This window comes from Mesorhizobium sp. Cs1321R2N1 (assembly GCF_037179725.1).
Taxonomy (GTDB): Bacteria; Pseudomonadota; Alphaproteobacteria; order Rhizobiales; family Rhizobiaceae; genus Mesorhizobium; species Mesorhizobium salmacidum.
On sequence record NZ_JAPYKP010000054.1, the window covers coordinates 20,114 to 33,511 of the forward strand.

Annotated in this window: 15 protein-coding genes; 10 read left to right on the plus strand and 5 right to left on the minus strand. The window is 59.3% G+C overall.

Features of this window, described 5'->3' with window-relative positions:
• Positions 1–346 precede the first annotated feature (346 nt).
• Both O7A61_RS15915 and O7A61_RS15920 read right to left on the minus strand, forming a co-directional pair.
• Positions 347–1,426, minus strand: a complete 1,080-nt coding sequence (locus tag O7A61_RS15915; protein ID WP_027143707.1) for a hybrid-cluster NAD(P)-dependent oxidoreductase — start codon at positions 1,424–1,426, stop codon at positions 347–349.
• Between the two features lie 89 nt (positions 1,427–1,515).
• The gene (locus O7A61_RS15920) at positions 1,516–2,403 is read right to left on the minus strand and encodes a LysR family transcriptional regulator (protein ID WP_337130587.1); all 888 of its coding nucleotides are present in this window, start codon (positions 2,401–2,403) and stop codon (positions 1,516–1,518) included.
• A gap of 101 nt (positions 2,404–2,504) precedes the next feature.
• On the opposite strand from O7A61_RS15920, the gene O7A61_RS15925 reads away from it, so the two are divergent.
• The 7 genes from O7A61_RS15925 to O7A61_RS15955 all read left to right on the plus strand — a co-directional run bounded on the left by O7A61_RS15925 (position 2,505) and on the right by O7A61_RS15955 (position 9,675).
• Entirely contained in the window at positions 2,505–3,587 is a 1,083-nt protein-coding gene (locus O7A61_RS15925) for an amidohydrolase family protein (protein WP_140510067.1), read from the plus strand.
• A gap of 11 nt (positions 3,588–3,598) precedes the next feature.
• Entirely contained in the window at positions 3,599–3,952 is a 354-nt protein-coding gene (locus O7A61_RS15930) for a Rieske (2Fe-2S) protein (protein WP_140510069.1), read from the plus strand.
• Positions 3,953–4,021: 69 nt separating this feature from the next.
• The gene (locus O7A61_RS15935; RefSeq protein ID WP_337130589.1) at positions 4,022–5,680 is read left to right on the plus strand and encodes an ABC transporter substrate-binding protein; all 1,659 of its coding nucleotides are present in this window, start codon (positions 4,022–4,024) and stop codon (positions 5,678–5,680) included.
• Between the two features lie 58 nt (positions 5,681–5,738).
• Positions 5,739–6,791, plus strand: coding sequence for an ABC transporter permease (locus O7A61_RS15940; RefSeq protein ID WP_442921077.1), 1,053 nt, complete (start codon positions 5,739–5,741; stop codon positions 6,789–6,791).
• Between the two features lie 65 nt (positions 6,792–6,856).
• Entirely contained in the window at positions 6,857–7,681 is an 825-nt protein-coding gene (locus tag O7A61_RS15945) for an ABC transporter permease (RefSeq protein WP_337130590.1), read from the plus strand.
• Positions 7,671–9,311, plus strand: coding sequence for an ABC transporter ATP-binding protein (locus O7A61_RS15950; protein ID WP_337130591.1), 1,641 nt, complete (start codon positions 7,671–7,673; stop codon positions 9,309–9,311). The genes O7A61_RS15945 and O7A61_RS15950 overlap by 11 nt, the downstream gene beginning before the upstream one ends.
• 160 nt (positions 9,312–9,471) lie before the next feature.
• Entirely contained in the window at positions 9,472–9,675 is a 204-nt protein-coding gene (locus tag O7A61_RS15955) for a KTSC domain-containing protein (RefSeq protein ID WP_337130592.1), read from the plus strand.
• 339 nt (positions 9,676–10,014) lie between these two features.
• Here the strand turns inward: O7A61_RS15955 and O7A61_RS15960 are convergent, their stop codons facing one another.
• Positions 10,015–10,320: a hypothetical protein gene (locus O7A61_RS15960; protein WP_337130593.1), complete on the minus strand. Its 306-nt coding sequence runs from the start codon at positions 10,318–10,320 to the stop codon at positions 10,015–10,017.
• Positions 10,321–10,616: 296 nt separating this feature from the next.
• Between O7A61_RS15960 and O7A61_RS15965 the strand changes: the two genes are divergently transcribed.
• Positions 10,617–10,823: a hypothetical protein gene (locus tag O7A61_RS15965; RefSeq protein WP_337130594.1), complete on the plus strand. Its 207-nt coding sequence runs from the start codon at positions 10,617–10,619 to the stop codon at positions 10,821–10,823.
• Between the two features lie 115 nt (positions 10,824–10,938).
• On the opposite strand, the gene nadE is transcribed toward O7A61_RS15965, so the two are convergent.
• The gene (gene nadE, locus O7A61_RS15970; protein ID WP_337130595.1) at positions 10,939–11,778 is read right to left on the minus strand and encodes an ammonia-dependent NAD(+) synthetase; all 840 of its coding nucleotides are present in this window, start codon (positions 11,776–11,778) and stop codon (positions 10,939–10,941) included.
• Between the two features lie 450 nt (positions 11,779–12,228).
• On the opposite strand from nadE, the gene O7A61_RS15975 reads away from it, so the two are divergent.
• Together O7A61_RS15975 and O7A61_RS15980 are read left to right on the plus strand one after the other, a co-directional pair.
• Positions 12,229–12,594, plus strand: coding sequence for an ArsR/SmtB family transcription factor (locus O7A61_RS15975; protein ID WP_337130596.1), 366 nt, complete (start codon positions 12,229–12,231; stop codon positions 12,592–12,594).
• On the plus strand, positions 12,572–13,093 hold the full coding sequence (locus tag O7A61_RS15980; protein WP_027143693.1) for an SRPBCC domain-containing protein: 522 nt from the start codon (positions 12,572–12,574) through the stop codon (positions 13,091–13,093). Before O7A61_RS15975 ends, O7A61_RS15980 begins: the two co-directional genes overlap by 23 nt.
• A 49-nt stretch (positions 13,094–13,142) precedes the next feature.
• On the opposite strand, the gene O7A61_RS15985 is transcribed toward O7A61_RS15980, so the two are convergent.
• Positions 13,143–13,398 (minus strand): integrase core domain-containing protein (locus O7A61_RS15985; protein WP_337130597.1); only part of this gene is annotated, 256 nt, incomplete at its 5' end.

A 13,398-nucleotide genomic window follows, 5' to 3' on the forward strand; every position in this document is an offset into this window, starting at 1 on the left:
GAGCTCGCAGAACATATTCAGGCCGTGCTCCGATCGACAACGTAGACTGGATGATCACCGGCAGGCGGAGGTCAGCTACTGAATGGCTGGTATGCGCCTCATCTCAGCCGCACAGATCGGCTTTGCCACTCCTTGGCAGCAGATATCGCCACCGAATACCGGACGCCCTGAAGTCCGGCCAAAATTTTGATGCGGACTCAGGCACTCAAACGCCGTTCCCCGAGCACCTAGCCACACAGCTTTGGGTCTGCCCTTCTTGGAACTCACGCCTGGAATTCAGCTGAAATCGCATGCGCGACCAGCTTTCGGTCAATTCGGCAATCACCCGTTCAGATCTCAACCGAAGTCAAAGATCGAGTAAAACTGAGCCTTGAGCGCGGCTGCAACAGGCCAGGACAAAGCCCGCTGACTTTTCTTCGGACGTAAGTCCGCCAAGATCCTGCATCGCAACTTCGCCCGAGAGCTTGGCAATCCGGCATGCACCGCAAATTCCCTGCTGACAGCCGGTCGGAACATAGACACCACAGTTGCGCGCCGCCTCCAGCAGGGTCTCTCCGGGTGCGCAACGATGCTCCAATCCGGAACGGGCGAAATGGACCGAGGACGAAACCGCAGAGGCCACATCCGGAGCAGCACCGCCCAGGGCGCCCCCGAAGCTCTCCTCATGATAACCCCGGGGGTCAACGCCTGCCTGGCCAAGACCGTCTCGCAGCGCCTTCATGTACTGTTCGGGGCCGCAGGCGTAGACCGTGCGCTCGCGAAGATCGGGGACCAGGCGCAGGAGCAAGGGGCCGTCCATGCGGCCCGTCGGTCCTGCCCAGGAGGGATCTGCCCTGGAACAGACGCATGTCACGCTCAGGTTGCGGAATCGGGCAGCGAGCGCATCGAGTTCGGACCTGAAAATGAGATCTCGCGGCGACCGCGCACTGTAAATGAGGCACAGGTCCAGATCGGAAGCTCTGTCCGTCAGGGTTCGCAGCATAGACATAAGAGGCGTGATCCCGCTGCCGCCCGCAAGAAAGAGAGGCTTTTCGCCTGGCAAGCCGTCAAGTTTGAACGAGCCCCGCGGGCCTTCAATCTTGATTTCGTCGCCCGCCCGCAGATTCTCGTGGATCCAATTGGAAACGAGCCCGCCTGGTGTCCGCTTGACCGTAATGTGCAGGTCGAGCGGACGTGTTGGTGGCGACGAAACGGAATAGGACCGGGCCACCGCAACGCCATCGATCGCGAGGTGAAGGACCACGTATTGCCCCGCTTTGAAGCAGAACATGCAATCTGAGGCGGCCGAGAACACAAAGGTCTTCACGTCGTGCGTCTCGTCGATGACCGCACGGCAGAGCATTGCCTGTGGCGATGCGTCGGCCCATTGCCGCTGCCGCATCGGTGCGAAAAAATCGGAAGCCGGAAACGAGGTATGTGCGTTCATGTTTGGCTCTCAATGACGCGCCAAACATGGCAGCCGCAGGCTGTCCGGAACAGTGGGTTGAGCCCTGCTTTTTAATCGGGAATTTCGATCTAGGTCTCGAGCGACATCACCGCCAGCTGCAGCGCACGAAGCCCTTTGCGGATGATCGGCTCATGCTTGCGCCGGGCGAGCATGGCCGTATGGACGGGCTGGTAGAGCTTCGGTGCGCCGTCGACCAGGAAGGATGGGCACTCGGCCGTAAACCTGCGGGCATCGTCGTTGCGCATGTAACAGCTCCCCCCGGTTCGCCGCAGCATGGCTTCGGCCAGGCTTTCAGATCCCATGGAAAGGCGGGAAATTGCCAACGAAGGGATCAGCTCCGAATGGGTTTTCTCAAGGACGACGGTGTAGCCGGGTCGAATGTAGCTGTCAGGATCGACCTCCGACATCGTCCTGGCAAAGGTCGAGACCATCACATATTCCTCGACCATAAGGTGCTCATAAGCTATTTCGGGAAGATAGCGGGGCGCGTAGAGCACGGCTATGTCGAGATTTCCCATGCTGAGATCGGTCACCATCTGGTTGGAATAGTCGGATTCCACATGAATCGAGGCTTTGGGAAGGGCCTGACAGAGCGCCTCCACCCACCCAGGCAGCACTGAGCGTGTCATGCCAACCTGCGCGGCGACGCGAAGGGTTCCTTCGAACCGGTTGAACGCGCGCACGTCGTGACGCGCCTGCGACCAGGTCGACAGCATCGCCCGCGCGTAGGCTTCGAAACGGCGCCCCGCCGCTGTCGGTTCAGCGCCAGCGCGGCCACGATGGAAAAGCTCCGACCCTACCGCGCCTTCGAGGCTCTTGATCCGGCTGCTGACCGTCGACTGCGTAATGTTCAGCCGGTCGGCAGTCCGGTTGAAGTTGCGCGATTCGATGATGTCGAGGAACGTCTCAATGTGGTCGAGCTGCACGGACAAACCCCAATCGAAAAACCCGATCATTACGCAGAGATCATTAGCTTGATCCGGCATTTGTCAAGGCGGAAGCTGGAGGAACTAAACGGCAAGCAATGCCGCAGTCTGGAGAGGGAGCGAAAGCTGAAGTGTTTATCGTCGATTGCGATTGTCACAACTACTGGTCCAGCGCCACGGTATTGGAACCGTATCTGTCCGGCATCTGGAAAGACATGTTCATAGAGGGCGAGAAGACTGGCCCCAGAGGCTCCTTCCCGCATGGCCATCGCCCCTGGTTCCATCCGCAGGATTTCTCCCGGAAGGATGTGCGACCCGAGACCGAAGCCGACAACTACCGGATCATGAAGGAAAAACACCTCGACAAATACAATGTCGGCGTGGCGATCCTCACCGGGGACGAGCCTATAGAAGCCTCGACTCTCGCAAACCCCTATTACGCCAGTGCGCTGGTCAGTGCCTACAATGACTATCAGATCGCCGAGTGGTTGCCGAAAGACAACCGCTTCATGGGTTCCATCATCATTGCGCCTCAGGATCCGAAGCTGGCGGCCGCCGAGATCCGTCGGCTCGGCACTCACCCCCGCATGGTCCAGGTTCTAGCCTCCCAAGGCTCCGTGAAGCCGTATGGTGATCCCTTCTACCACCCGATCTACGAAGCCTGTGCGGAGATGGGATTGCCGTTTGCCATTCACCTGGGCGGCCACGGTGGCGTCAACTGGAACGCCGTCGCGCCTGCCCCCACGACCTTCTTCTGGGAGACACACGCAATCCTGCACATGTCGGCGATCAGCCATGTCGCCAGCATGATTGCCCACGGTGTGTTCGAGAAATGGCCAGAACTCTACTTCGTCGTAGTCGAATGCGGCGTCGCCTGGGTGCCGACGGTGCTGTGGCGCCTCGACGCCGACTACAAGGCGCTGCGCAAGGAAACACCATGGCTGAAGATGCTGCCATCGGAGTACTGCCGCCGTAACATACGCTTCTCCACACAGCCGCTGGAGCAGCCGGCCAACGTGCAGCATCTCTGGTCCATCCTGGAAGCCATGGACGGCGAGAACACGCTGATGTTTGCGTCGGACTATCCGCATTGGGACTATGACGACGCCAACACTCTGCACATCCCGCCAGCCTGGAGAACGAAGGTGATGGGTCAGAATGCGCTGGACGTCTACAAGCGCATTCCTGCCATCCTAACCGCGAATGCTGCCTGACGGAGCAGAACATGGCCGAGAAAACCTACATATGCCGCGTCGACGAGATCAAGGCCGGGACACCCGTCATTGCCAAGGTCCGGAGCCTTTCGGTGGGCGTGTTCCGCATCGGAGAGAGCTTCCATGCGCTGCTCAACATCTGTCCGCATCGCGGCGCGCCGCTCTGTGAGGGGCCGCAATGCGGGACGACCGCGCCTGTCGAGGAAGCCCGCTTCATCTATCATCGAGAAAACGAGATCGTGCGCTGCGCCTGGCATGGCTGGGAGTTCGACATCAAGACGGGTTCGGCGCTGGTCGATCCCACTGTGCGTGCGCGGACGTTTCCCGTCATGGTGGAGGACGGCAACATCTATGTGACCGCCTGATCTGGCAGACGGGAGGCAAATCGACGAAAGACCAGAACGGCGGAGAAGGAGCACTTACGCATCGCGTGCTTGACGACGGTTGAAAAAAGAACGCGGAAAATCCGCAATGGGAGAACGGCAATGTCGGAATCAGAGTACAAACTGCGCATCGCGAAAGGTCTTATCGGGAGCGGCAAGGTTTCGCGGCGTGACTTCATCCATCTAGGATTGGCGGCAGGCCTGACCGTCGTCGCCGCAGATCAGCTCTTTGTCACTGCGGCACGAGCAGAACCGCAGCAAGGCGGTTTCGCAAAGCTCGGCATGGCGCATGGAGCGACGACAGATTCTATTGATCCGGCTGGGTATCCCGACACTTTCTCCCAAACCGCCTTTTCAGGCGCTATGTCCAACAGCCTGACTGAGGTGGATGCGAAGGGCGGCATACAGCCGGACCTGGCAGAAAGCTTCGAATCTTCCAATGGCGCCAAGACGTGGGTCTTTAAGCTACGCAAGGGCGCGACCTTCCACAATGGCAAGAGCGTGACGGCAGACGACGTCGTGACCTCTATGCGGTATCACATGGGCGCCGACACCAAATCCGCGGCGAAGCCTCTGCTTGCGTCTGTGAAGGACATTAAGGCGGACGGCCCAGAAACCGTTGTATTCACACTCGACAGCGGCAACGCCGATTTCCCCTACATCATGAGCGATTATCATCTCGTGATCATGCCGAGCGTTGACGGGAAAGCGGATTGGGCTTCGGGCGCGCGCACTGGCGCATTCGTGCTCGAGAATTTTCAGCCTGGCGTCTCGGCCAAGCTCAAGCGCAATCCGAATTATTTCAAGAACGGCAAGCCTTACCTGGATGAGGTGGAGTTCGTCGCCATTACGGATTTGGCCGCACGCATGGCTGCGCTCTCGACCGGGGAAGTGGATTACATTGGCCGCGCCGACCTGAAAACACTCGGCATGTTGAAGCGCAATCCCAAAATCGACATCATCGAGATCACCGGCTACGGGCATTATACTTTGCCGATGAATGTCACCATGGCGCCTTTCGACAATCCGGATGTGCGCATGGCGATGAAATGGGCGATCAACCGACAAGAGATCGCCGACAAGATCTTCCTCGGCCATGCTACCGTTGCCAATGACGATCCAATCGCGCCTGCGATCAAATTTTACAAGAACCCGGAGCCGCAGCACAGTTTCGATCCCGACAAGGCGCGCCATTATCTGAAGAAGGCGGGGCTGGAAAAGCTGAAGGTCGATCTCTCGGTCGCAGATGCGGCTTTCGCAGGTGCAGTAGACGCGGCCGCACTCATTCGCGAGACGGCCGCACAGTGCGGCATCGAGGTCAATGTCGTGCGCGAAGCGGAGGACGCCTATTGGGACAACGTCTGGCTCAAGAAGCCCTGGTGCGCTTCCTATTGGAGCGGTCGCGCCACCGCCGACTGGATGTTCACGCAAGCCTTCGCAGCCGAATCCAGCTGGAACGAGTCGTTCTGGAAGAATCCACGCTTCAACGAATTGCTGGTCCAGGCCCGAGCCGAAACGGATGAAGCCAAGCGCACGGCCATGTATGCCGAAATGCAGCAGCTGACCCATGATGATGGCGGTACTATCGTGCTGGTGTTCAACAACTTCGTCAGCGCCAAATCCAAGAAACTCGCCCATGGCGATGTGGCGCCAAATTGGGAAAATGACGGACTGAAGATGGCTGAGCGCTGGTGGACGGCTGAGGCATAGAGGTGTTTGCCAAGCGCGCCGGCCGCACCGCGGGCGGCGCGTCGTTGGGACTGCGCGCATGCGTGTGAATCCGGTCGCAAAAACGGTTCTGCAAAGGTTAGGCCTCGGCCTGATCACGTTGTTCGTCGTTTCGATCATCATCTTTTCGGCGATCGCAATGCTGCCTGGCGACTTCGCCAAAGCGACGCTCGGTCAAGCTGCTACCCCTGAAACGGTCGCGGCCCTTCAACACGAGGTCGGCCTCGATCGCCCACCAATCGAGCGCTACTTCAGCTGGATTGGTAAGATGGCACAGGGTGATTTTGGTTCCTCCTTCGCCAGCCGGACCGGCTACCGGCGAACGGTCGCGGAGATTATCGCACCACGTCTCTATAACACCATGTTCCTGGCGGTAATGACGACGCTGGTCGCGGTGCCGCTGGCGTTGGGGCTGGGTATTCTTGCGGCCCTGTACCGGAACAGCTGGTTCGATCGGCTTGTAAACACGGTGACACTTACGACAATTTCGTTCCCTGAATTCTTCGTCGCCTACATGCTCGCCTTCCTGATCATCTCGCGCGACACGTTCGCCGGCACCGATCTCGCACAGTCTTTACCCATCTGGCTCGCAGCTTCGATCGACTGGACGTTGAACGTCGTACCTAAGTTCCCGACCCTGGCGAATATCAGCGATCAGACGCCGTTTTGGGAGCACGTCTGGCGCGCAGCCCTGCCGTCGATGACGCTCACACTCGTCATCGTCGCTCACATGATGCGAATGACGCGCGCGGCCATCATCAACATGCTTTCAAGCCCCTATATCGACATGGCTCGGTTGAAGGGAATGACGCCAATGGTGGTCGTGCTTCGGCACGCTTTGCCAAACGCCTGGGCCCCGATCGTGACGGTTGTCGCCTTTAACCTTGCCTATCTCATCGTCGGCGTCGTTGTTGTCGAGGTAGTGTTCGTCTACCCCGGCGTCGGCCAACTGATGGTCGATGCCGTGAAATCGAGGGACGTACCAGTCGTGCAAGCCTGCGCCCTTGTCTTCGCCGCCACCTACATCCTGCTCAACCTGATCGCCGATATCATTTCGATCGTAACCAATCCGAGGCTTTTGCACCCAAGATGACAAGTGCGGAGCCCCTCATCCAGACCACGAGAGCGCCCAGGGTAAGGCGCACACGCCGCTCTCGGATGAGGATAGCGCTGAAGAAGGCGCCGCTCAGTGCCTGGTTCGGCATGGTTGTAACCCTCTGCTACGTTCTGGTCGCTCTATTTGCGCCTCTCATCGCTCCTTATCGAGAGACGCAGGTCTTTAGCGAGGCATTCGCGCCGTGGAGCCACGAGTTTATGTTCGGGACTGACCAACTCGGCCGCGACATGCTCACTCGACTCATCTACGGGGCTCGCAACACGATCGGCATCGCCGTTGCCACAACCATCATATCTTTTGCAGCGGGTGTGACGCTCGGCCTGCTGGCGGCAATGTACCGGGGGTGGCCAGACCAGATCTTGTCACGTGCGGTGGACGTGTTGATGTCGATCCCAAGCCTGATTTTTGCGCTGATGCTGCTCTCGATATTCGGTTCTTCGATAACCAGTCTCGTCTTGATCATCGCATTGCTGGATTCCACACGCGTGTTTCGTCTGGCGCGCGCAGTTGGCCTGAACGTAGTGGTAATGGAGTATGTCGAGGTCGCGCAATTGCGCGGCGAAGGTCCCGCATGGATTCTCCGCAGAGAAATCCTGCCCAACATTCTGCCGCCGCTCATCGCGGAATTTGGCCTGCGTTTCTGTTTTGTGTTTCTGACCATTGCAGCATTGTCGTTCCTGGGCGTCGGTATACAGCCGCCATCGGCTGATTGGGGGTCGATGGTGCGGGAAAACGCAACACTGATCACCTATGGCGATGTCACGCCGCTGCTGCCGGCGGGTGCCATTGCCCTCCTCACAGTAGCCGTGAACTTCGTCGTGGACTGGATTCTGCATTCAACGAGCGGACTGCGTGATGAAAAGTAGCAGTGCCGCGGCGCGCGAAAAGGGAACAGATCTTCTCAAGGTCCGGGACCTTCACGTTGAAGGCTTCTCGGACGAGCGCTGGCACCCGATCGTTCGCGGCGTGGATCTCTCGGTCAACCGCGGAGAAGTGCTCGGGCTGATCGGCGAATCCGGCGCCGGGAAGTCGACCATCGGCCTTGCGGCAATGGGCTATGCCAAGCCGGGATGCCGCATTACCCAGGGCTCGGTGCTGTTCGACGGCGTCGACCTCTTGTCGATGAGCGAAGCCCGCCGTCGGCGGCTCCGGGGCTCCCGCATCGCCTATGTGGCGCAAAGCGCAGCCGCCTGGTTCAACCCGGCTCACCGGCTCCTTGATCAAACCGTGGAAACGGCAGTTGCGCACGGGATCGCCAGCAGAGACAAGGCCAATCGCGACGCTATTGAGCTTTATCGACGCCTCCAGCTTCCAGAACCTGAGACTATCGGCTTCCGGTATCCGCATCAGGTGTCCGGTGGTCAGTTGCAGCGAGCCATGACGGCCATGGCCATGGCTTGCCGGCCCGACCTGATCGTGTTCGATGAGCCGACCACTGCGCTCGATGTGACGACGCAAGTGGAGGTCCTGGCCTCGATCCGCAGGATTGTTGAAGATTTCAACACAGCAGCGATCTACGTCACACACGATTTAGCCGTGGTGGCGCAAATGGCGGACCGGATCATGGTTCTGCGCCATGGACAAACGGTCGAGGAAGCCGACACACGGCAGATGCTCACTACCCCTACCCAGGAATACACCCGGACCCTCTGGGCCGTGCGCAAGCTCGCCAAGCCGGAGATTCGGACCCAGGACCATTTACTCGCCATCGACAATGTCACCGCGGCTTATGCCGGAAGGGTTAAGGTGCTGGTGGACGTGTCCATCAAGGTTCCGCGCGGCCGGACGGTAGCAGTCGTGGGCGAATCAGGGTCGGGGAAATCGACGCTCGCGCGCGTCGTTACCGGTTTGCTGCCTGCTATGTCTGGATCGATGTCGTTTGATGGCAAGCCGCTTACCCTCTCCTTGAAGGGACGTTCGAAAGACCTGCTGCGCCGCATCCAAATGGTCTATCAATCGCCGGACAGCGCCCTTAACCCTCGCCAGACTGTGGAGGAGATAATTTCGCGTCCGCTCGAATTCTACTTAGGCTTGAAGGGACAGCAGCGCGACGAGCGGGTTGGCGAGCTCATGCACATGATCGAGATGGACGAAAGCTTTCTCGACAGACTGCCCGGTGAATTGTCCGGTGGCCAGAAGCAGCGGATCTGCATAGCCCGCGCGCTCGCTGCCAATCCGGAGCTCATCATTTGTGACGAGGTCACCTCGGCACTGGATCAGATTGTGCAGGAAGAAATCTTGAAGCTCCTGATGCGCCTGCAGCACGAACTCGGCATCAGCTACATCTTCATTACCCACGATATCGCCACGGTAAGAGCGATTGCTGACGAGGTCGTGGTTATGCACAAAGGGCAGGTGGTGGAGCAGGGTTTGAAAACCGAGATACTGGCGCCACCCCACGCAGCCTACACCGAACTGCTTCTTTCCTCGGTGCCGCAGATGGATCCGGACTGGCTCACGGGCCTGCTTGCTCGACGCAACCCAATTTTCAAATAGCAATAGAAGCGGTACCGGCATTCGCCGACTATCTTCCGGTTCTCGGTTAGCCGAAACTCAGGGCCATCTTCGAGCTAAGGGTTGTCGCGGCGATTTAGCCGCGCCAACGGTCCCCTTCGACGCCCTTAGGAACGCGTGGCCCCGTCTTCCGTTGACTGCGATGCCATCCACCTTGATACGTAGAACGGAGTACGATCCGGACAGACGGATCCTCTCTGTATGGCTAATGACCAGCGACAAGCGTTATGCTTTCGAGGATGTACCGCCCGAAACCTTTGATGCATTTCGATCCGCCTTCGCCAAGGGGCGGTACTTCAACAGCCACATCCGCAATCATTTCCGATACCGCCGAAGCGACAGCTAACAGGCTCCAAGCGTATCCTATCTAGGGGGCGGCTTGCCACGCCTGCCTTCCATGAGTGACCGTCCGCAAGGCCCCCATATTCGTCATTCACAGGGGAGGTGGGTCCAACCAGACCGGAGCCAACAACCTCGCAGCATGTTTGGCAAACGCGAATTGCGAGCCTGCGGTGGGCGGTCAGGGCGCGCGCTAAATAGCTAATGATCCACTTGCAGTGTCTCTAGTTCGCCAGACCCACCATAGGGGATCATACGAAGGCTATGGGTTGGCTAACCATCCAGTAAGTCATTGGTTTATGCGACCAGCATTCTTCCACTTCGTTGCTGTCGTGGGGAGGCGGCCTCATGTCGGCTTGTCCACCAGGGGTGTGCTCCTCGTAGGGGCCTTAAAGGCGTTCACCAGCCTGACGACAGCGGCATCGACCGTGACGGGAGTGCCGAGGTTCACGGTTACACGGTTTTCCTGGATGTGGGTGACGTTGCCGATCAACTCGATGTGCTGTCCCTTCTGCAGCTTCGTTGTTTGGTCCACGACCGAGTGGGGTTGCCCATAGGAGGGTATGGAAACGCTCACCCGGTCCTCAGTGACACGCTTACGCACTGTTGCGGTGATTACGACCTCGTCGCCGATGTTGATGCCCTTTGCCATTCCCATGATTCTGGGGCGGCCAACGGCTTCGTCAAGCGAGCGGAAATGTCACGGCGCAGAGGAACAAACGACCGCGCGGCCATGCCTAGAAGGCATGGCGCCTCCTATCATTTGAATTGCAGCTGAGGACCGAGGATCTGCGTGCCGGCATGTATGAAGGCTGCCCACCGCAGGCGATCGGGCTTGGCGCTTCCACGTTCTGCCCCTTTTTGGTGCGGGAGTGGGGTGCGAAGTACGGGTGCCAACAACTCCTCCGCCGTCGCTGGAACCTTTTTCAGCGGCGCGGATTCCTCTGCATGACAAAAACCCCTGAAGTTGCCCCACCCCTTCTCGCCGAGACCAGCCCCGACCGACCTGTCAATTGCGAGGTCGCTCTGGAAACTGCCTTCGCGGCCCTTGTCGCCACCTCCACCGCCCAGGGGTGGACTCCGGAAGAGACGGCGGAGACGCTGCACAAGCTCGCTGTTGAGCATCTCGAACAGCTCAAGGCCACAGCGGCCTAATCGCTCCGGCCCCCGTCGGACCTGTGATCCCGGCTCGGCCGCCGAACCTCAATGGTAAGCAAAAGCCAGCATTGTCGTGCCCCATCCGATAACAGGCAGGACAGACGAAACAACGTTACGGTACCGGCAAGCCTGTCCGAAAATCGGGTGTCACCGGAAGCGAGCGCTTATGAGCGGTGCTGAAATACGCATCAAGGATTCGCCTCCGCGCCGCCTCGGTGATTTCCTTACCTTCGAGGAAATCGTCGATCTGATCATATGTGATCCCATATGCATCTTCGTCAGGACGAAGTGGGACAAGGTTCTCCAAATCTGCGGTCGGCACCTTGTTGACAAGTTCGGACGGAGCGCCCAGATGCGCTGCCAGGGCGCGCACCCTGCGCTTGTTTAGCCCGGAAAGAGGAAGGACGTCAGCGGCGCCGTCGCCGAATTTGGTGAAGAAGCCCATCATTGCCTCGGCCGCATGATCGGTGCCTATGACCAGTCCTCGGCTGCCAGCAGCGAGCGCGAATTGGGCAATCATGCGCTGACGGGCCTTGATGTTGCCCAGCACAAAATCCTCCCGATGGGCATCCCCGAGTTCCACGCCAGCCACCTTGATCGAGTCAAGCATTGCGTCGGCCGCCGGTTTGATGTCGAGTCTGTGCACTTCGTCCGCCCCAATGGTGTCGAGTGCTCGCTGAGCGTCCCTCTCGTCGGCCTGTGTGCCGTACGGCAGCCGGACAGCAAGAAACTTGGCATCGTATCCTGAGCTCCGCAGTTCGGCTACGGCTCGTTGAGCCAGAAGTGCGGCCGCGAGCGAATCCACCCCGCCGCTGATGCCCAGCACATACGTGCTGAGGCCGGCTGCACGCAGGTAGGTGCCAAGAAAGTCGCTGCGCCGGCGCGCCTCCACTGCGGCATCGAAATCCGGAGCGACGCCCAAGGCGCTGATGATGGCTTCTTGTTCTGTCATGTCGAGATATGCTCCTGTCATCCCTTGATTCATGGCAGTCGTTGGTGCCCCCGATTCAGGTTTGGCAACCCGGTCTCGTTCTGCGTGGGAAACCGGAAAATGTTTCAATAACCGAGCCCATGCCGTCAGACCAGGGCGGTCGCTCATCACCTTGGCCGAAGGGGAATTCTGGTCCTTTTAACCGTGTATCGCATCCGACCACCTTAAGGGGCATCGCACCGCGTCCACGCCAAACCTCGATCGAGACGCTTGCGTGCTGTGGATCAAGCTCGCGACGGTGAAATGCGAGATAGCCGCCAGGGCGAATGAGGAGCAAGCTCCCGCGGGCTGCGCCGAGTTTCCGCGCAACGTGTCCTTGGAATCGACAAGCACAGACGCCTCAGAGGCGCCGCCCAGTTCGCTTGATCTCCCCTTGCATTGCGCCAACCCGAGCGCTACATACTGAACCACATGGTTCAGTATGTAAGAGCCCCTCTCGATGCCTCGTTCGCCGCGCTCTCGGACTCCACCCGACGCGGCGTTCTCGAGCAGCTCGGACGTGCGGACGCTTCGATCACGGAGCTTGCCGAGAAATTCCACATGACCTTAACCGGCATGAAGAAGCATGTGGGCGTGCTGGAGCAGGCGGGGCTGGTTGTCACGAAGAAGGTTGGGCGCGTGCGGACCTGCAAGCTCGGCCTTGGCGGACTGGAGGAGGAGGCGGCATGGATCGAGAGATACCGGCAACTCTGGGACGCACGCTTCGACGCGTTGGACAAGGTGGTCGAGGAATTGAAACGCAAGGAGAAAGTCGATGGACAAAAGAAGAAACAGTGAGCCTACCCCCTCGAACAACCGCACGACGGTGGAACGGACGTCGGAGCGTGAGTTGGTCGTCACACGAAGCTTCGATGGCCCGGCGCGCGTCGTGTTTGAGGCTTGGACCAAACCCGAGCTGTTCAAGCTATGGTGGGTGCCGAAGTCGACGGGCATGGTGCTGCGTTCCTGCGAGATGGACGTTCGTGTAGGGGGCGGGTACCGTTTGGTGTTCGGACATGATGCCTCGAATACTGACGAGTTCTTCGGCAGGTATATCGAGGTGACACCGTACTCTCGCCTTGCTTGGACCAATGACGAAGGCGGTGACGCGGGATCCCTCACCACGGTGACTTTCGAGGAAAAAGGGGGCAAGACGCTGCTGGTCATGAATGAGCGCTATCCGTCGAAGGAAGCTCTCGACGCCGCCGGCACCGGGGCAGCTGATGCGATGGGCGAGGCATTCGACCAACTGGACAAGCTTCTCGTCACGCTGCACGGCAGCGCCGGGCGTTCATGAAGTCTTAGATCCCGCGCTCGGCCGCATAGGCTGTCACCTGCGGTGTCCCCTAGCTGTGGAGCCTCAACAGGTTGTCCTTGGTCAGGCCCAGGCGACTGATTGGCGGTTTGGACTTTAGGCTTCCGTGCGGACGGTGCCAATTGTACCGATGCAACCATATGGGCAACTCGGCGGCGCAATGGTCGGAGTTCGCATAAGCCACGGCATATGCCCACTCCCTGAGTGCGGTCTGGATGAACCGCTCGGCCTTGCCGTTAGTCTTGGGGGTATAGGGCTTGGTCCTGACATGCTTGAGGCCGAGATCG

Coding starts and splice junctions, on each gene's coding strand:
- O7A61_RS15915 (WP_027143707.1), bottom strand. CDS start 1,426: ATGAACGCACATACCTCGTTTCCGGCTTCCGATTTTTTCGCACCGATG.
- O7A61_RS15920 (WP_337130587.1), bottom strand. CDS start 2,403: ATGATCGGGTTTTTCGATTGGGGTTTGTCCGTGCAGCTCGACCACATT.
- O7A61_RS15930 (WP_140510069.1), top strand. CDS start 3,599: ATGGCCGAGAAAACCTACATATGCCGCGTCGACGAGATCAAGGCCGGG.
- O7A61_RS15940 (WP_442921077.1), top strand. CDS start 5,739: ATGCGTGTGAATCCGGTCGCAAAAACGGTTCTGCAAAGGTTAGGCCTC.
- O7A61_RS15945 (WP_337130590.1), top strand. CDS start 6,857: ATGAGGATAGCGCTGAAGAAGGCGCCGCTCAGTGCCTGGTTCGGCATG.
- O7A61_RS15950 (WP_337130591.1), top strand. CDS start 7,671: ATGAAAAGTAGCAGTGCCGCGGCGCGCGAAAAGGGAACAGATCTTCTC.
- O7A61_RS15955 (WP_337130592.1), top strand. CDS start 9,472: ATGCCATCCACCTTGATACGTAGAACGGAGTACGATCCGGACAGACGG.
- O7A61_RS15960 (WP_337130593.1), bottom strand. CDS start 10,320: ATGGCAAAGGGCATCAACATCGGCGACGAGGTCGTAATCACCGCAACA.
- O7A61_RS15965 (WP_337130594.1), top strand. CDS start 10,617: ATGACAAAAACCCCTGAAGTTGCCCCACCCCTTCTCGCCGAGACCAGC.
- nadE (WP_337130595.1), bottom strand. CDS start 11,778: ATGACAGAACAAGAAGCCATCATCAGCGCCTTGGGCGTCGCTCCGGAT.
- O7A61_RS15975 (WP_337130596.1), top strand. CDS start 12,229: ATGGTTCAGTATGTAAGAGCCCCTCTCGATGCCTCGTTCGCCGCGCTC.
- O7A61_RS15980 (WP_027143693.1), top strand. CDS start 12,572: ATGGACAAAAGAAGAAACAGTGAGCCTACCCCCTCGAACAACCGCACG.